Genomic DNA, 16,947 nt, shown 5'->3' with positions numbered 1-16,947 from the left:
CGCACTTTTCGCCAAGGGACACGGTCTTCCCTCGATGAGTGACGCCGTGTCCACTCCCACCGCCCACGAACCGGATGCACGCGGCCACTACGGGGTCTTCGGTGGACGCTACGTTCCCGAGGCGCTCATGGCGGTCATCGAAGAGGTCACCGCCGCGTACGAGAAGGAGCGGACCGACCCCGGGTTCCTCGCCGAACTCGACCGGTTGCAGCGTGACTACACCGGCCGTCCGTCCCCGGTGTTCGAAGCGACCCGGCTGAGCGAACACGCCGGCGGGGCGCGCATCCTCCTCAAGCGCGAAGATCTCAACCACACCGGCTCGCACAAGATCAACAACGTGCTGGGCCAGGTGCTGCTCGCCAAGCGCATGGGCAAGACCCGGATCATCGCCGAGACCGGCGCCGGCCAGCACGGCGTCGCGACCGCCACCGCGTGTGCCCTGCTCGGCCTCGAGTGCCGCGTCTACATGGGCGAGGTCGACACCGAACGCCAGGCCCTGAACGTGGCGCGCATGCGACTGCTCGGAGGCGAGGTCATCGCCGCCAAGACCGGGTCGCGCACTCTCAAGGACGCGATCAACGAAGCCATGCGCGACTGGGTGACCAACGCCGACGACACGTACTACTGCTTCGGCACCGCGGCCGGACCGCATCCCTTCCCGGCGATGGTGCGCGACTTCCAGCGCATCATCGGGCTCGAGGCACGGGCACAGGTGCGGGCGATGACCGGCCGCCTGCCCGACGCCGTGGTCGCGTGCGTCGGCGGCGGATCGAATGCCATCGGCATCTTCCACCCCTTCATCGACGACCCGGCGGTCAAGCTGATCGGCTGCGAAGCCGGCGGTGACGGCGTGGAGACGGGCCGGCACGCCGCGACCATCGGCGGTGGCACCCACGGCGCGCTGCACGGCGCGTTCTCGTACCTGCTCCAGGACGAAGACGGCCAGACCATCGAATCGCATTCCATCTCGGCAGGTCTCGACTACCCGGGCGTCGGGCCCGAGCACTCCTGGCTCGCCGACATCGGCCGTGCGCAGTACCGCGCGGTCACCGACACCGAGGCCATGGACGCCTTCGGGTTGCTGTGCCGCACCGAAGGCATCATTCCCGCGATCGAATCGGCCCACGCCGTTGCCGGTGCGCTCCAACTCGGATCCGAGCTGGGGGAGGGCGCGATCATCCTCGTGAGCCTGTCCGGCCGGGGCGACAAGGACGTCGACACCGCCGCCCGGTGGTTCGGCTACCTTCCGGCAAACGACAGCGACAGCACCCAAGGAGCCGCGCAGTGAGCGCCCCGCACGAACGCCTCACCCAGATCTTCGCCACCTGCCGCGCGGAGAACCGAGCCGCGCTGATCGGGTATCTCCCCGTCGGCTATCCCACCGTCGATGGATCGCTCGACGCCATGGCCACCCTCGTCGAAGGTGGGTGCGATCTCATCGAGGTCGGCATCCCCTACAGCGATCCGGTGATGGACGGCACCACCATCCAGGAAGCCGCGTTCGAGGCCATCGCCAACGGCGTGAAGGTGCGCGACGTGTTCCGGGCGGTCGAAGCGGTGAACGCCGCGGGCGGAGCCGCAGTGGTGATGACCTACTGGAACCTGGTGATGCGCTACGGCGTCGACAACTTCGCCCGCGACCTCGCGGCAGCCGGCGGCCTCGGGATGATCACCCCGGACCTCATCCCGGACGAGGCCGGAGAGTGGATCGCCGCGGCGGAGAAGTACGGCCTCGGCCGGACGTTCCTCGTCGCGCCGTCGTCCACCAATGAGCGGCTGGCCAAGACGCTCGAGCAGTGCGTCGGTTTCGTCTACGCGACCTCGACGATGGGTGTCACCGGCGCCCGCGACCAGGTCGACAACCGCGCACCCGAGATCGTGGCCCGCGTGCGCACCCACAGCGACATCCCGGTCGGCGTCGGTCTCGGCGTCCGCAACGGCGAGCAGGCCGCAGAGATCGCCGGTTACGCGGACGGTGTGATCGTCGGCTCGGCGCTCGTGACGGCGGCGGCCCAGGGCCGCGACGCTCTGCTCGCCCTGACACAAGATCTCGCGCGGGGCGTCCGCTCGGCTAGCGTGGCGTCGTGACAACCACAGCGTCTGTTCTGGCTTATCTGCCCAGTCCGTCGCAGGGCGTCTGGTACGTCGGCCCCCTGGCCCTGCGCGCCTACGCCCTGTGCATCATCGTCGGCATCGTCGTCGCGATCTGGTGGGGCGATCGCCGCTGGGTAGCCCGCGGCGGCAAGCCCGGCACGGTCCTCGACATCGCCGTGTGGGCCGTCCCGTTCGGCCTCGTCGGCGGCCGGCTCTACCACGTCGCCACCGACTGGCAGAAGTACTTCGGAGAGGGCGCGAACCCCGCCGACGCCCTCAAGATCTGGGAGGGCGGACTCGGAATCTGGGGAGCCGTCGCACTCGGTGCGGTGGGTGCCTGGATCGGCTGCCGCCGTCGCGGCATCCCACTGCCCGCGTTCGGTGACGCGCTGGCCCCGGCCATCCTGCTCGCCCAGGCGATCGGACGCCTCGGTAACTGGTTCAACCAGGAGCTCTACGGCCGGGAAACCACCGTTCCGTGGGGCCTCGAGATCTACCAGCGCGCCGACGACGCCGGTCGCGTGTCGCCCTCGCTGATCGACGGTGTCTCCACCGGTGAAGTGGCCGCTGTCGTCCACCCGACGTTCCTGTACGAGTTGCTGTGGAACGTCGCCGTGGTCGTGCTGCTGGTCCTGATCGACCGCCGATTCGCCATCGGGCACGGGCGTCTCTTCGCGTTGTACGTCGCCGGGTACTGCGCCGGGCGCTTCTGGATCGAACTGATGCGCACGGATCCGGCCACCGAGATCGCCGGAATCCGGATCAACACCTTCACCTCCGGCATCGTGTTCCTCCTCGCCGTCGCCTACGTGATCTTCGCTCGCAAGGGGCGGGAAGACCCGGCGACGCTCGGCGGGACGCGGGCCGACCCGCACGCTCCCGCGCCGGAGGGCGCAGCAGCGCCGATCGAGCAGCCCGCAGTCGCGGAGCAGCCGGCAGGAGCCGATGCCGCCAAGAGCGAGGCCGGTGTCGACACCGCCGCTAGGCTCGATACTGCACCGCCGGGCGAGAGCAAGGGGGACAACTCGTGACCACACCGGACCCGGGCGCGTCCGACTCGAACGACTCCGAGCCCGCCAAGCCGGATTTGCGCAAACATTCCGACCCCAAGGACCCCGGCCGGGACGCCCCGCAGACCGGAGAACCGCGCCGCGACTTCGGTCGTACCTTCGACTACGACGCCACGGCACACGCCTCGTTGTCCGAGCAACAGTCCCCCTCGGAATCCTTCGGTGGCCATACCGGCACCCCGGGCCCGGGATGGGACACCTACTCGGGAGTCGGCAACGGCCCGGGCTGGGGCACCACGCCGAGTTATCCACCGCCGGCCGAGCACCAGTCCGACTACCCGCCGCCGGGCGGCTATCCGTATCCCGACGCGAACTCCGCAAGTGGCACCGGGACGTCGGGTCCCGTCTACGGCACTCCTGATCCCCGGTATCCCACCTCCGTGCCGGGAACTCCCACCCCCGACACCTCGCCGGCCCCGTACGGGGCGTCGCCGTCGTCGTACGGCCCGCCTCCGGGATATGGCCCGCAGGGTTACGGAACCGACCTCTCGGCGCCGTTCGGACGCAACCCCTATACCGGGGAGGCGTACTCGGACAAGTCGAAAGTCACCGCGGGTGTTCTCCAGATCGTGCTCGGCGCATTCGGCGCCGGACGCTTCTACGTCGGTGATCCCGGCACCGCGGTCGCCCAGATCGCCGTCACCTGGCTGACCTGCGGTATCGGCGGAATCTGGCCCCTCGTCGACGGCATCCTGATGCTCACCGGGAGCAAGACTCGCGATCCGCAAGGGCGACCGCTCCGTCCGTAAGGCTCATGTCGCCGCGGCCGGTGCTCCACTCCGCCCGCGGCGACACTGTCGCTCCGATTGAACGACGTGGCAACGGGTATCCGCGCACCGTGCCGCCACTCGACCTCGCGACCTTGCCCCGCCCCGCAGCGCCCCTGCGGTCGGCAGTGTCCGGAGCGTTCCGGGCCGCCTCCGCGTTCCGGGGGGCACGGGCGTTCCACCCCGAAGGTGCCCTGTTCCGCGGCGCCCTGGAGGCGCGCGAGGAAGGCGGACCCGTTCCGCCGGGGCGATACGCGGTCACCGCCAGGCTCTCGCGCGGTATCGGCCTGCCCATCGGGGTTCCCGACGTCCTCGGCGTCGCACTGCGCGTCTCGCTGCAAGCGGGCCCGTGGGATCTGCTGCTCGCAACCGCCTGGACACCGGCCCGGGCGGTCCTCATCCCCGCGCGGGGCTGGGGGAGCGCCCGCTACAGCAGCCTCACCGCCTACCGCCGATACGGCGACGAGCGCGTGCGCTGGGTGCTCGCGACCCCCGTCGGGCGACAACCGGACACGACGTCGACGGACGACTTCCGTCCCGACGTGCTGCCGTTGCATTTCTCGCTCGGCTGGGCACCCCCGCGCGGGCCCTCGCTGCACTTCGGTGACGTCACCCTCACGACGCGACTCGACATGGACGACTCCGCGATGACCTCGTTCGATCCCGTGGTGCACTGCCCCCCGACGTTGCGCATGTGGCCCGCGGTCGTCGCCGAGGTGCGCAGGGACGCGTATCGCGGCAGCCGGGCAGGCCGTGGATCCTCCCTCGACGCGTGAGGTCGGCGAACGAGGCGGCACAGATTTGCCGGGGGCGTCCCGGCCGAGAAGGAGACGAAGTGATGGCAGAGAAGAAGAGTCGCCCGGACAACTCCGGCGAGACGAACGACGACGGCGGATCGCACGCGCGTGAGCCGAAGGGCGGTCGCCCCGGACCCGCCGACGAAGGGCGCAGCGGCGGCATGGCGACCAGGGAGAACGCGCCCGAAATAGCAGAGGACCCGAAGGACTGACACACCGGGTTGCCTGGTCCGGCGCGGGTGCGCGGGTTACGGACTCCGATGGTGGGCGCGCACCATGGGGGCTAGGCTCGAGGCGTGACCCGACGTACCAAGATCGTATGCACTATGGGCCCGGCAACCTCCGACCCCGACGTCCTTCGGGAACTCGTCGACGCCGGTATGGATGTCGCGCGCCTGAACTTCAGCCACGGTGAACACGCCGATCACGAGGTCCAGTACAACCACGTGCGCGCCGCCGCCGAAGCGTCCGGCAAGGCCGTCGGCATCCTGGCCGACCTCCAGGGCCCCAAGATCCGGCTCGGCCGATTCGCCGAGGGCCGCACCGTCTGGCGCAACGGTGAACTCGTCCGCATCACCGTCGACGACGTCGTGGGCACCCACGACCGCGTCTCGACCACCTACAAGGAACTCGCCCAGGATGCGGTCGCCGGCGACCGCCTGCTCGTCGACGACGGCAAGGTCGGTCTCGTGGTCGAAGCCATCGAGGGCAACGACGTCGTGTGCCGCGTGACCGAGGGCGGACCGGTCAGCAACAACAAGGGTGTGTCGCTGCCCGGCATGAACGTGTCCGTTCCCGCGTTGTCCGAAAAGGACATCGCGGACCTCGAATTCGCGTTGCAACTCGGCGTCGACTTCATCGCACTGTCGTTCGTGCGTTCCCCGGCGGACATCGAACTCGTCCACGAGATCATGGACCGCGTGGGGCGCCGCGTGCCGGTCATCGCGAAGCTCGAAAAGCCCGAGGCAATCGAGAACCTCGAGGCAGTCGTGCTCGCATTCGACGCGGTGATGGTCGCTCGCGGCGACCTCGGTGTCGAACTGCCGCTCGAGGAGGTCCCGCTCGTCCAGAAGCGTGCGATCCAGATCGCCCGGGAGAACGCCAAGCCCGTGATCGTCGCGACGCAGATGCTCGAGTCGATGATCGAGAATTCCCGCCCGACGCGCGCGGAGGCCTCCGACGTCGCGAACGCCGTCCTCGACGGTGCCGACGCGGTCATGCTGTCCGGCGAGACGTCGGTGGGCAAGTTCCCGATCGAGACCGTCAGGACGATGGCGCGCATCATCGGGGCCGTCGAATCCGATTCGACGGATGTTCCCGCGCTGACGCACGTTCCCCGTACCAAGCGCGGCGTGATCTCGTACGCGGCTCGTGACATCGGTGAGCGGCTCGATGCGAGTGCCCTGGTCGCCTTCACCCAGTCGGGCGATACGGTGCGCCGGCTCGCCCGGTTGCACACCCGGCTTCCGTTGCTGGCCTTCACGCCTGCGCCGAGCATCCGTAATCAGCTGGCACTGACCTGGGGTACCGAGACGTTCTCGGTGCCGCCGGTGGACACCACCGACCAGATGGTCGAGCAGGTGGATGCGGCGCTGCTGTCGCTCGGGCGTTACCAGCGCGGCGACCTGGTGGTGATCGTCGCCGGTGCTCCTCCGGGACGGACGGGTTCGACGAACCTCATCCATGTACACCGTCTGGGGGAAAAGGACAGTCGGTGACGGGTGTCGACACTTCGGATCTGCACGTCCTCCTCGGTCTGCTCGATCTCGAGCAGACCGGCGAGGACGTGTTCCGCGGTCAGCACCCGCCGCAGGTCGGTGCCCGGACCTTCGGTGGGCAACTCGTCGCCCAGGCGCTGATCGCCGCCGGACGCACTGTGGGTGACCGGCCGGTGCACGTGGTCAACGCGCACTTCATCCGCGGCGGCAACGTCAAGGCGCCGATCGAATACCGGGTCGCGCGGCACCGGGACGGGCGGGATTTCGCCAACCGGATGGTCACCGCGTATCAGGACGACCAGGAATTGTTCGTCATGCTCGTTGCCTTCCAACGCTGGGGTACGGGACTCGAGCATTCCGTCAGCGTCCCGGAAGTGCCTCTGCCGGAATCGCTTCCGCCCATCGGCGAACGGTTGCGGGGTTTCGAGGAGCAGTTGCCGTATTTTGCGGGGGCACTCAAACCCATCGACATGCGGTATGCGAACGACCCGGCCTGGGTGATGCGGGGCACGGGCGAGAAGCTCAACCACAATCGTGTGTGGATGCGCCCCGACGGTGAGATGCCGGACGACGCCCTGCTGCACGCGGCGACGCTCGCCTACAGTTCCGATACCACGGTGCTCGACTCGATCCTGACCACGCACGGATTGTCGTGGGGGCTCGACCGAATCGTGGCAGCCACGGTCAACCACTCGATCTGGTTCCACCGGCCGCTCCGATTCGACGACTGGCACCTCTACGCCACCGAGTCGCCGATCGCGGCGGGATCGCGGGGGATGGCGACCGGACGCTACTTCGATCTCGAAGGTCAACTCGTCGCCACAGTCGTGCAGGAAGGCCTTGTCCGGCACTTCCCGTCACGTCGCTGACGGGCAGGCCCTCAGGCCCGCTCGACAGTCTCGTCGAGCCGGTCGAGCGCGGCCGACAAGCGGCGCAGCGCCGACACGGCGTCCTCGAATTCCTCCCGGCCCATCTCGTCGCAGAGCCGGCGTGCGGCGGTCTCGTGCGCCGGGCCGATCTTCGCGACGGCGTCCGATCCCGCCGGTGTCACGGTGACGAGTTTGGCGCGCCGATGCGCCGGGTTCGGCCGGTACTCCGCGAGGCCCTGTGCGACGAGCAGGTCCGCGGTGCGTTGCACGCTCTGACGGGTGATGCCCATCTCGCGGGCGATTGCGGCGACCGGCAGGGGAGTGGCGAGCATTGCGCCGAGCACCTGCCACCGCGCGGCGGTCAGCCCTACGGGTTCGGCGAGAGTCTCGGCCAGGTCGAGGAACTGCCCGTTGAGGCGGAACGACGTCAGCGCGGCGGCGGTGAGAAGTCGGCGGGCCGAGTTTTCGCTCGTGCTCATCCCTCGTCTGCCGTCAGTTCGTAGTAACCGGACGGGTCGTGCTCTCCATAGAGTTTGTACCAAGCGGTGAGAACCTCCGGCGGGTAGAGGTCGAGCCGCTCGAAGATCGCACGAGCGAAGTCGACAGGCGCGATCCCGCTCGCGGTCACGAGATCCCCGTCGACGACGGCGGGTTCGTCACGATAGAGATGCGCGCCCCCGTAGCCGATCTCGTTCAAGAACTCCGGCGCGTTGCTCGTGTGGGCGCGGTCGTCGAGCAGTCCCGCCCGTGCCAATCCGCCGGTCGCGCCGCAGATCGCCGCGACGGGCACTCCGGAAGCGAGGAAGGCACGGGCGGCGTCGGTGAACGGCGTGAACGCATCGGTGGGCCAGATGTTGTTGCCCGGCAGCACGAGCATCGCGCTGGTGGCCGGGTCCACGGCATCGAGCGTGACATCCGGAACGATGCGGAGTCCTCCCATCGTGGTGATCGGTTCGGGTCCGGTGCCGACGGTGCGCACGGTGTAACGGCCGGGCCGGTTCTGGTGGTCGGGATTCGCGATATTCGCCATCGCGTACCCGATCTCCCAGTCGGCGAGAGTGTCGCAGACCGCGAAGTAGACGATTTCATTCATGACAGAATGCTGTCATTGCGACAGTTGGCTGTCAATGGTGGATTTGCCCGCCTGTCGCCGGGACGATTAGCCTTGTGACCGACCACTTTGTGGTCTCGCTGTCGTCGAGGGCCGAGTCGGCCCACCGGAGGGGACATGTTCGGCATGAAACGAGCACGCGACATGCACACGCGCGCGGGCGTTACCACCCCGTCGTGTTGTCGTGCCTGCCGCTGACACCCCGACCGGGGCATCGGTGCCCCGGAAGCCCGTGCCCGAAATCCGTCCCCCGAACCGCTAGCGCCCTCGATCCCATCGCGAGAGGCGCCGGTTCGAAAGGATTCACCATGTCCGATCCGACGACCTTGCCGATCATCGACCTCACCCGATTCGTCGGGACACCCGCGGAGCGAGCCACCGAACTCGACCGCCTCCGCACCGTCACCCACGAGATCGGGTTCTTCCATCTCACCGGCCACGGCATCGACCCCGCCGCGGCCGACGACCTCATCGCCGCATCCCGCGAGTTCTTCGCACTTCCCGAAGCCGCCAAACTCGAGGTCGAGAACATCCACTCCCCGCAGTTCCGCGGCTACACCCGGATCGGTGGTGAACGGACCCAGGGCAACATCGATTGGCGCGAACAACTCGATGTCGGGCCCGAACGCGAGGCGGCGACCGAGTTCGACGCCGCACGCCCCTGGGAGGTGCTGCACGGCCCGAACCTGTGGCCCGCGCAGGTCCCGCAGTTGCGGTCGGCGGCACTGGATTGGATGGACCGGTTGCAGCGCGTCGGACTCCGATTGCTGCGCGCCTGGGCCGAATCCCTCGGGGCGCCCGCCGATTTCTTCGACGAGGCCTTCACCGATCCGGATCCGCTGCTCAAGATCGTGCGCTACCCCGGCCACGACCGGTCGGTGACCGAACAGGGAGTAGGAAGTCACAAGGACGTCGGAGCGTTGACCCTGCTCTACCCGGAACCGGGCAGCACCGGCTTCCAGGTGCAGCGCGACGGCAACTGGGTCGAGATCGACCCGCTCCCCGGGCATCTCCTCGTCAACATCGGCGAACTCCTCGAACTCGCCACCGGCGGATATCTCACCGCCACCGTCCACCGTGTCGAACCGCCGGCCGCGGGGTCGGACCGGGTGTCACTGCCGTTCTTTCTCAACCCGGCGCTCGACAAGGCACTTCCCACCATCGCGCTTCCGGACCGTCTCGCCGCCGAGGCACGCGGTGTGGGACGGGACGCGCACGGTGGAGCGCTGCACGCGGTGTACGGGATCAACGCGCTCAAGTCCCGGCTCCGTGCCCATCCCAATGTCACCGAGCGGTACCACGCGCAGTTGCTCCGGTCGCCCGAACTCAGCCGATGACCGCTCGATCCCGCACTGCCGCACTGCGTCTCACGCCCGACACGTCCGTCCTCGCCCCACGTCCGCCGTAGCGAGAAGGACCCGACTCCTCCGGAGAGCGCGCATCGCGCCGTCCGGCCCGTTCACCCCTGTTCCACCTGCCGAAGTCCGGCAGTTTCCCAACGGAAGGTAGTACCGATGTTCTTGCGTCGTACCGTCGTCGCGACCGCGGCTCTCACACTCACCCTGGGCCTGGCAGCCTGCTCGTCGTCCGGAGGAGATGAGAACACCCTCCGGATCTCGGCTTCGTCGACGCCGCACGTCGAGATCCTCGACCACATCGTGAGCACCGGTGCGCTCGGCGACTACCAGCTCGACGTCCTCGACATCACCGGCGAGGTGGATCCGAACGAGTTGCTCGAGGCCGGTGACGTCGACGCCAACTTCTTCCAGCACGAGCCGTACCTCGTCGATTGGCAGAAGCAGAACGGTGTCGACGATCTCGTCGCCGTCGCCGATGTGCACCTCGAACCGCTGAGCCTGTACTCGAACAAGATCGGTGCGCTCGACGAGTTGAAGGACGGCGACACCATCGCGGTGCCGCGCGACACCACCAACTACGCCCGCGCGCTGTACCTGCTCGAATCAGCCGGGTTGATCGAGATGGATGTGCCCTTCGACCAGGCGGACCTGTCGGTGGTCACCGAAGGCAACATCACCGCGAATCCGAAGAATCTGAAGTTCCTGGCCATCGAGCGGCCGCAGCTCGCCCGCCAGCTCGACGACGCGCAGGTCACCGCCGCCGTCATCAACTCCAACTACGCACTCGAGGCGGGCCTGACCCCCGCCGAGGACGGCATCGTCACCGAGCAGGTCGAGGGCAACCCGTTCTCCAACCTGCTCGTCGTCCGCGCCGAGAACGAGAACGACCCCGCCGTCGTGGCACTGGCCGAGGCACTCGAGTCGCCCGAGACCGCTGCATGGATCGAGGAGACCTACTCGGGTTCCGTCGTTCCGGTTCAGCCCACGAACTGATGATCGTCGTCGACAACCTCGTCAAGACCTTCCCCGGCGCCGGTGGCGCCGGGGAGGTCGCGGCGTTGCGCGGAGTCTCCCTCGACATCCCCGACGGTGAGATCTTCGGCATCGTCGGTCCCTCCGGCTCGGGCAAATCCACGTTGCTGCGGTGCCTGAATCTGCTCGAGAAGCCGACGTCGGGGCGCATTCTGCTCGGCGGGGACGACCTCTCGACGCTGTCCGGCGCGGAGTTGCGCTCCGCCCGGCGCCGCATCGGCACCGTCTTCCAGCAGTTCAATCTGCTGCACTCGCGCACCGTCCTGCGCAACATCGAACTGCCGCTCGAGCTCGCCGGACTCGGCAAGGACGAGCGTCGCGCCCGCGCGTCGTCGCTGATCGACCTCGTCGGGTTGTCGGGCAAGGAAAAGAGCTACCCGTCGCAGTTGTCGGGCGGTCAGCAGCAACGAGTCGGCATCGCGCGGGCACTCGCCGCCGAACCCGAAGTGCTGCTGTGCGACGAGGCGACCAGCGCCCTGGACCCCGACACGACCGAACAAGTGCTCGACCTCGTCGCCGAGGTCAACCGCACGCTGGGAGTGACGGTCGTGGTGATCACCCACGAACTGGGTGTCCTGCGCAGAATCTGTACGTCGGCGGCGCGGCTCGAAGCCGGACGGATCGCCGAGACCGGACGGATCACCGACCTCATCGCTTCCCCGGACTCCGCGCTCGGGTCTGCCATGTTGCCGGTGGGTGACGATCCCTCCCTCGGTTCGACGGCAGATACCGCTGTGGTCACGGCCATCGGAGACGCCGCGCACGGACCGTGGTTGTCCCAGATGATCCGCGCAGCCGACGCCGACATCGCCGTCGTCGGTGGGCGGGTCGAGCAGGTCGGTGACGTGACCGTCGGCCGGATGCGCTTGCGCTTCACCGCGGAGACCGATCACGCCCGGGTCGAGCGGTTCGTCGACCAGCACCCGCACCTGACGCTGTCGTGGGGCACGGGCACCGAACTGGAGGGACTCACCGAATGAGGTCACACGCGCGATGAACAAGCTCACCTGGTACGACTCCCTGCCGGAAGTGTGGGAGGCGACCCTCGAGACGCTCTACATGGTGACGGTGTCGTTCGTGCTCACCGTCATCGGAGGCGTGCTGGTGGGGATCGTCCTGCAGGTCACCTCGCCCTCGGGACTCGTGCCGCGACGGACTCTGAACACCGTGCTCGGCGTCATCGTCAACCTGTTCCGTTCGCTGCCGTTCCTGATCCTGCTCATCGCGCTGATCGGCGTCACGAGGGCGATCGTCGGCACCGCGATCGGTCCGACGGCGGCGATCGTCCCGCTCACGATCGGGGCGATCCCGTTCTTCGCGCGGATTGTCGAGTCCGCGTTGCGGGAGGTTCCGCGCGGCCGGGTCGAGGCAGCCCAGGCCATGGGTGCGTCGACGGGGCAGATTGTGCGGAAGGTCCTGCTGCCCGAAGCGGTGTCTCCTCTGGTGGCCGGCGCCACGCTGACACTCGTCCTTCTGGTCGGATATTCCGCGATGGCCGGGGTGATCGGTGGAGGTGGGCTCGGTGACTTCGCGATCGTGTACGGCTATCAGCGCTTCAACACCCCGGTACTTCTGGTGGCGGTGGTCGTGCTCATCGTGATGGTGCAGGTCATGCAATCCATCGGCGACGCCATCATCCGGGCGTACGCGCATCGTCGCTGATCGCCGCGTTGCCCTGCCGCCCTCAGAGGTCGGCAGGGCAACGCTCGGCACACGGTGGCCCGTGGATACGGCGAGGTGACGAGCCACTAATGCGTTGCGAGACTTATGTCACAGTTGATAGTATTTTCGTTACCGAACCGCTCGTTCCGAGCGGACGGGGAACAGGGTGCCGACTCCGCCTGGCGGGCGGAGGAGCGTACCGCCGTTCGAGGGGTTCGATTGGCAGGTACGCGGGCGTGGGGGCGTTCGACAACTCTGTTCCAGGGAGGGAACGGAGAAGTTCGTCATGGCTGCACATCGTCGAAGAGCATCCGAGAACGCGCCGTCGTCGCAGCGGAGGATGCTGGCCATCATCGTTCTGTCCGGCATGCTCACGATCGGGTTCGCCACCGCAGCGCTGACGAACTCGTACTCGGTCGGCATCATCTCGTCGTTGCTCATCGGGGGCTGCATCGTCGTCGCGCATCTGATGATCGCGCCCGGTGCAATCATCGGAAGAGCTTCCCGCTACACCCCTGCGCGAGAAGAGTTTTCGGCGCCCGGTGAGGTTTTCGAGATCCGGCACGGCTGAGCGCCGCGTCGCCGCGCGCGGTGACCCGGCGGCGCATCCCGAGCCGGTATCGCCGGGACCGTGAGTAGAAATCGCCCGAAACGGACAACTTCTTCTCGGGAGTTTGGACGCGAAATGCGGTGGTAAGACTCCGCCACTGCACTTCGTGCTCCGATCTCTCGAAGGGTGAAACCCTTGTTTCGTCACACGGACCACCTCCAGTTCGACGTCAAGCCCGAAAAGCCAGACCCCGTCTACGCCCGCAAACTCCAAGAACTGATCGGCGGCGCGTACGGCGAGATGACCGTGACCATGCAATATCTGTTCCAAGGCTGGAACTGCCGGATGCCCGGCAAATACAAGGACATGATCATGGACGTCGCCACCGAAGAAATCGGCCACGTCGAAATGATCGCCACCATGGTCGCCCGACTGCTCGAAGGTGCGCCCGCCACCGAATCGACCAAGAACGCCGCCGCCGACCCCGTCGTCGCCGCGGTCCTCGGCGGCATGGACCCGCAGCAAGCCATCGTCTCCGGCGGCGGCCCGACCCTCGCCGACAGCAACGGCGTGCCGTGGAACGGCCGGTTCATCGTCGCCAGCGGCAACCTGCTCGCCGACTTCCGGGCGAACGTCGCCGCCGAGGCCCAGGGCCGTGTGCAGACCGCGCGGCTCTATCAGATGACCGACGACCCGGGCGTCAAGGACATGCTCAGGTTCAACCTGGCGCGCGACACGTACCACCAGAATCTGTGGCTCGCGGCGATCGAGGAGTTGCAGGCCGACGGAATCGAGCCGTCGCCGATCGCGCCGAATGCACTGTTCGACGAGGAGTACTCCGAACATGCCACGAGCCTGTGGCATCTGTCCGACGGTGTCGCCTCCGACCAGGGCCGGTGGGCGCAGGGGACAGGTCCGGACGGGTCGACTCCGATGTCGTTCCTGGCCGACCCGGTGGCGCTCGGCGACGTGGGCAGCGCTCCGCCGCCGGACCCGAAGTTGTACGCGACGTACGACGGGTCTCGAGGTGAGCCGCGTTCGGCTGCGCTCGGGACCGAGAAGGGGTTGATGGGGAAGATGAAGGACGCGATGGACCCCAGCTGATTGCTGTTCCGGCGATCGCGTCGGTGTATCGCACCGTTCCACAAGGCAGGGCCGACCACAGTCGGCCCTGCCTTTTCCGGCCGTGGCGACCGCCAGGTTTAACCCACCGAACCGCGGGTATCTCCATGGACACCGACGGGTCGGTCCAGCAGTGCGCCGGCATCCTCGCAATTCGAAATCCGCGTGCCTTTCGTATGGCGCGGCGAGGCGAAAGTGACACTGCTGATGGAACTTCTGACGTACGACATCCGGCGACCCGGGCTCCCGAGCGAGCACGGCGCCACAGGGACAATCCGCTCGTCTGCGGATCCCGCTTCCCGGCATCGCCGGATGTGCCGGCCGCAGTCGCAGAGACCGGAGGCGAATTGATGCGGATCGCAATGGTTTCCGAGGACGTCAGCCCGCTACCGACTTCGGGGACGCCGGATACGCACCACCGGAAGCGGCATGTCGCAGAACTCTCGGCGGCCTTGTCCCGAGCGGGCCACGCCGTCACCGTCTACACCCGACGGGAAGACTCCGGCGTGCCGGAGCGCGTGGAGACGGTTCACGGCTTTTGCGTGGTGCAAGTGGCTGCCGGGCCCGCGGAAACGATCACCGACGACGAAGCACTCCCGGCGATGGGTACGTTCGCGCGCTTTCTCGAAACGGAATGGGCGGGGCAGCGCCCGGACGTCGCGCACGCGCATTCGTGGACCTCGGGTGTCGCCGCTCAACTCGCCGCCCGAGATCTCGGCGTGCCGTCCGTGCAGACCTTCCCCACCCTCGCCGTCACCGATCGAGATCGCCGCAGCACCTCGGAGCACGACCGGTCCACGCGGCTGCGGCTCGAACGGGTGCTGACCAAAGGTGCGCATCACGTCGTCGCGACGTCGTCCGAGCAGGTTGCCGCCCTGACCCGCATGGGACTGCACCGGACACGGACGTCGGTGGTGCCGCCCGGCGTCGACGTCGAACACTTCACCGTCGCCGGATTCGAGACAGGACCGGCTCGCGGCGGGCCGTACCGAATCGTGACCGCGGGGCGCCCGGTTCCCGACGAGGGGTTCGATGTGGCCGTGGCCGCGTTGTCGCTGCTCCCGGACACCGTGCTGGTCGTCGCCGGGGGAGCGGCCGACGACGAGGCGGCAGCGGGGGAAATCGCCCGGTTGCGTGCGCTCGCCGACCGGCTCGGGGTAGGCGACAGGGTGCTTTTCCCGGGGCCGGTGACGCGAGACGAAATGCCTGCGCTGCTGCACTCCGCCGACGTGGCGTTGTGCCCGGCGGCGCGCGAACCGTTCGGTCACGTCGCACTCGAAGCAATGGCATGCGGGCGACCTGCGGTGGCATCGGCAGTCGGGAGTTTGCGCGACATCGTGGTGGACGGGGTCACGGGAGTGCTGGTGCCCCCGCGCGATCCCCGCGCTGTCGCCGCCGCCGTGCGGGAACTGCTCTCCGATCCGGTGCAGCACGGGGCGTTCGGCGTCGCGGGGCGCGATCGCGCCGCCACCCGCTACTCGTGGGAGCGAGCCGTCGTCGACCTGGTGGGAGCCTACGGTCGCGCTGTGCGGCTGTGCTCCGCCGAATCCGGCCCCGTTTCCTCGCGGTCCACCCACTTGGGTTCGTCCGAGGGCGCGGCCGCCGCCAGGACGGACATCGTGGGGTCGGGGGGCGGCAGCAGGACCGGTGCCAGGAGTCGGTCGGTGCAGGGCGACACGCTCGACGAGAATGTCCGGATACGGGCGCACGGGAGGGGGAGCCTCTAGCATCGGGCGCGTGACCGCCGTCCCCGATCGCACCGACTCGCCCGCCCCGCTGCACATACTCCTCTACAGCGACGATGCGTCCGTGCGGGCGCAGGTCCGGGCGGCGCTGGGCGACCGGGTCCGCCCCGATCTTCCCCCGCTCGAGTACGTCGAGGTGGCCACCGCGCCGGTCGTCATCGAGCACATGGACGCGGGCGGGATCGACCTCGCGATTCTCGACGGTGAGACGGCACCCGCCGGCGGGCTGGGCATCGCCAGGCAACTCAAGGACGAGGTCGATCCGTGCCCGCCGATCCTGGTGCTCACGGGAAGAGCGGACGACGCATGGCTGGCGTCGTGGTCGCGCGCCGAAGCGGTCGTCACACGACCGATCGACCCGCTGACGCTCGCCCGGGAAGTCGTGCGATTGCTGCGCGCAACCGACCGCTGAGTATCGAACGAGGCGGACGAACCTACCCCATTCGCACTCCGGTCCCGAGTGGACACGCGCGACCGAATTAAGCACCCGAAATCCCTGACAAGTCGGGCCCGAACACTACTAGTGTGTGTGCGGTAGCTCACAGGTGACCGAGTTGTCCCGGATTGCCGGGCTCGGCACCGGGAACGAAGGTTCTCCGGCTACGGCACGACCGGGAGACGTCAGCGGAACCGGAGGTGGCGATGAACGTCTACGTACCGATCCTGGTGCTCGGGGCGATCGCCCTCGCCTTCGCTGTCTTCTCCGTGGTCGTCGCGTCGATCGCCGGACCGAGTCGCTACAACCGGGCGAAGCTGGAAGCCTACGAATGCGGCATCGATCCGACGCCGCAGGCGGCGGGAGGCGGACGCTTTCCCGTCAAGTACTACCTCACAGCGATGTTGTTCATCATCTTCGATATCGAAATCGTCTTTCTGTACCCCTGGGCGGTGAATTTCGACGCGCTCGGCGTATTCGGATTGCTGGCAATGGGGTTGTTCATGGTCAACGTGTTCGTGGCGTACGCCTACGAGTGGAAACGCGGAGGACTCGCGTGGGAGTGATCCCCGCGAGCCGGCAGCAAGCGGCGATTCACCGAAGGTGTTGCGCGCGA

19 protein-coding genes are annotated in these 16,947 nt (G+C 68.0%); 17 read left to right on the top strand and 2 right to left on the bottom strand.

Annotated elements, in window-relative coordinates:
• Window positions 1-34: 34 nt before the first annotated feature.
• The 8 genes from trpB (at window position 35) to AC0B44_RS16580 (ending at window position 7,315) form a co-directional block, all read left to right on the top strand.
• Complete coding sequence (gene trpB, locus AC0B44_RS16615; protein WP_471903979.1) at window positions 35-1,288, top strand: tryptophan synthase subunit beta; 1,254 nt, start codon at window positions 35-37, stop codon at window positions 1,286-1,288.
• Window positions 1,285-2,088, top strand: a complete 804-nt coding sequence (trpA, locus tag AC0B44_RS16610) for a tryptophan synthase subunit alpha (protein WP_471903932.1) — start codon at window positions 1,285-1,287, stop codon at window positions 2,086-2,088. The genes trpB and trpA overlap by 4 nt, the downstream gene beginning before the upstream one ends.
• A complete protein-coding gene (gene lgt, locus AC0B44_RS16605; RefSeq protein ID WP_471903931.1) occupies window positions 2,085-3,125 on the top strand; it encodes a prolipoprotein diacylglyceryl transferase in 1,041 nt (346 codons plus the stop codon). Before trpA ends, lgt begins: the two co-directional genes overlap by 4 nt.
• Window positions 3,122-3,913 carry a TM2 domain-containing protein gene (locus AC0B44_RS16600; protein WP_471903930.1) on the top strand — a complete coding sequence of 264 codons (792 nt, stop codon included), beginning with the start codon at window positions 3,122-3,124 and terminating at the stop codon, window positions 3,911-3,913. Before lgt ends, AC0B44_RS16600 begins: the two co-directional genes overlap by 4 nt.
• Before the next feature lie 89 nt (window positions 3,914-4,002).
• Window positions 4,003-4,707: a phosphodiesterase gene (locus AC0B44_RS16595; protein WP_471903929.1), complete on the top strand. Its 705-nt coding sequence runs from the start codon at window positions 4,003-4,005 to the stop codon at window positions 4,705-4,707.
• 62 nt (window positions 4,708-4,769) lie between these two features.
• Window positions 4,770-4,940 (top strand): hypothetical protein, encoded by a 171-nt coding sequence (locus AC0B44_RS16590; RefSeq protein WP_471903928.1) that lies wholly within the window; start codon window positions 4,770-4,772, stop codon window positions 4,938-4,940.
• Window positions 4,941-5,024: 84 nt separating this feature from the next.
• Window positions 5,025-6,446, top strand: coding sequence for a pyruvate kinase (gene pyk, locus AC0B44_RS16585; RefSeq protein WP_471903927.1), 1,422 nt, complete (start codon window positions 5,025-5,027; stop codon window positions 6,444-6,446).
• A complete protein-coding gene (locus tag AC0B44_RS16580; protein ID WP_471903926.1) occupies window positions 6,443-7,315 on the top strand; it encodes an acyl-CoA thioesterase domain-containing protein in 873 nt (290 codons plus the stop codon). The genes pyk and AC0B44_RS16580 overlap by 4 nt, the downstream gene beginning before the upstream one ends.
• Window positions 7,316-7,326: 11 nt before the next feature.
• Here the strand turns inward: AC0B44_RS16580 and AC0B44_RS16575 are convergent, their stop codons facing one another.
• Both AC0B44_RS16575 and AC0B44_RS16570 read right to left on the bottom strand, forming a co-directional pair.
• Window positions 7,327-7,794, bottom strand: a complete 468-nt coding sequence (locus AC0B44_RS16575; protein ID WP_471903925.1) for a MarR family winged helix-turn-helix transcriptional regulator — start codon at window positions 7,792-7,794, stop codon at window positions 7,327-7,329.
• Window positions 7,791-8,408: a type 1 glutamine amidotransferase family protein gene (locus tag AC0B44_RS16570; protein WP_471903924.1), complete on the bottom strand. Its 618-nt coding sequence runs from the start codon at window positions 8,406-8,408 to the stop codon at window positions 7,791-7,793. The genes AC0B44_RS16575 and AC0B44_RS16570 overlap by 4 nt, the downstream gene beginning before the upstream one ends.
• Window positions 8,409-8,734: 326 nt before the next feature.
• On the opposite strand from AC0B44_RS16570, the gene AC0B44_RS16565 reads away from it, so the two are divergent.
• From AC0B44_RS16565 to AC0B44_RS16525, 9 genes are all read left to right on the top strand, one after another.
• Window positions 8,735-9,763, top strand: a complete 1,029-nt coding sequence (locus tag AC0B44_RS16565) for an isopenicillin N synthase family dioxygenase (protein ID WP_471903923.1) — start codon at window positions 8,735-8,737, stop codon at window positions 9,761-9,763.
• Between the two features lie 177 nt (window positions 9,764-9,940).
• A complete protein-coding gene (locus tag AC0B44_RS16560; RefSeq protein ID WP_471903922.1) occupies window positions 9,941-10,777 on the top strand; it encodes a MetQ/NlpA family ABC transporter substrate-binding protein in 837 nt (278 codons plus the stop codon).
• Complete coding sequence (locus AC0B44_RS16555) at window positions 10,777-11,796, top strand: methionine ABC transporter ATP-binding protein (RefSeq protein ID WP_471903978.1); 1,020 nt, start codon at window positions 10,777-10,779, stop codon at window positions 11,794-11,796. Before AC0B44_RS16560 ends, AC0B44_RS16555 begins: the two co-directional genes overlap by 1 nt.
• A gap of 13 nt (window positions 11,797-11,809) precedes the next feature.
• The gene (locus AC0B44_RS16550; protein WP_471903921.1) at window positions 11,810-12,478 is read left to right on the top strand and encodes a methionine ABC transporter permease; all 669 of its coding nucleotides are present in this window, start codon (window positions 11,810-11,812) and stop codon (window positions 12,476-12,478) included.
• Between the two features lie 286 nt (window positions 12,479-12,764).
• On the top strand, window positions 12,765-13,049 hold the full coding sequence (locus AC0B44_RS16545) for a hypothetical protein (RefSeq protein ID WP_471903920.1): 285 nt from the start codon (window positions 12,765-12,767) through the stop codon (window positions 13,047-13,049).
• Between the two features lie 174 nt (window positions 13,050-13,223).
• Window positions 13,224-14,132: a manganese catalase gene (locus AC0B44_RS16540; RefSeq protein ID WP_471903919.1), complete on the top strand. Its 909-nt coding sequence runs from the start codon at window positions 13,224-13,226 to the stop codon at window positions 14,130-14,132.
• 368 nt (window positions 14,133-14,500) lie between these two features.
• Window positions 14,501-15,877, top strand: a complete 1,377-nt coding sequence (locus tag AC0B44_RS16535) for a glycosyltransferase (protein WP_471903918.1) — start codon at window positions 14,501-14,503, stop codon at window positions 15,875-15,877.
• 10 nt (window positions 15,878-15,887) lie between these two features.
• Window positions 15,888-16,307 carry an Rv3143 family two-component system response regulator gene (locus AC0B44_RS16530; RefSeq protein WP_471903917.1) on the top strand — a complete coding sequence of 140 codons (420 nt, stop codon included), beginning with the start codon at window positions 15,888-15,890 and terminating at the stop codon, window positions 16,305-16,307.
• A gap of 230 nt (window positions 16,308-16,537) precedes the next feature.
• On the top strand, window positions 16,538-16,897 hold the full coding sequence (locus tag AC0B44_RS16525) for an NADH-quinone oxidoreductase subunit A (RefSeq protein WP_072698982.1): 360 nt from the start codon (window positions 16,538-16,540) through the stop codon (window positions 16,895-16,897).
• Window positions 16,898-16,947: the final 50 nt, after the last annotated feature.

It is taken from the genome of Rhodococcus sp. NPDC019050 (assembly GCF_055664235.1).
This window is presented reverse-complemented; position numbering and strand designations above follow the sequence as displayed.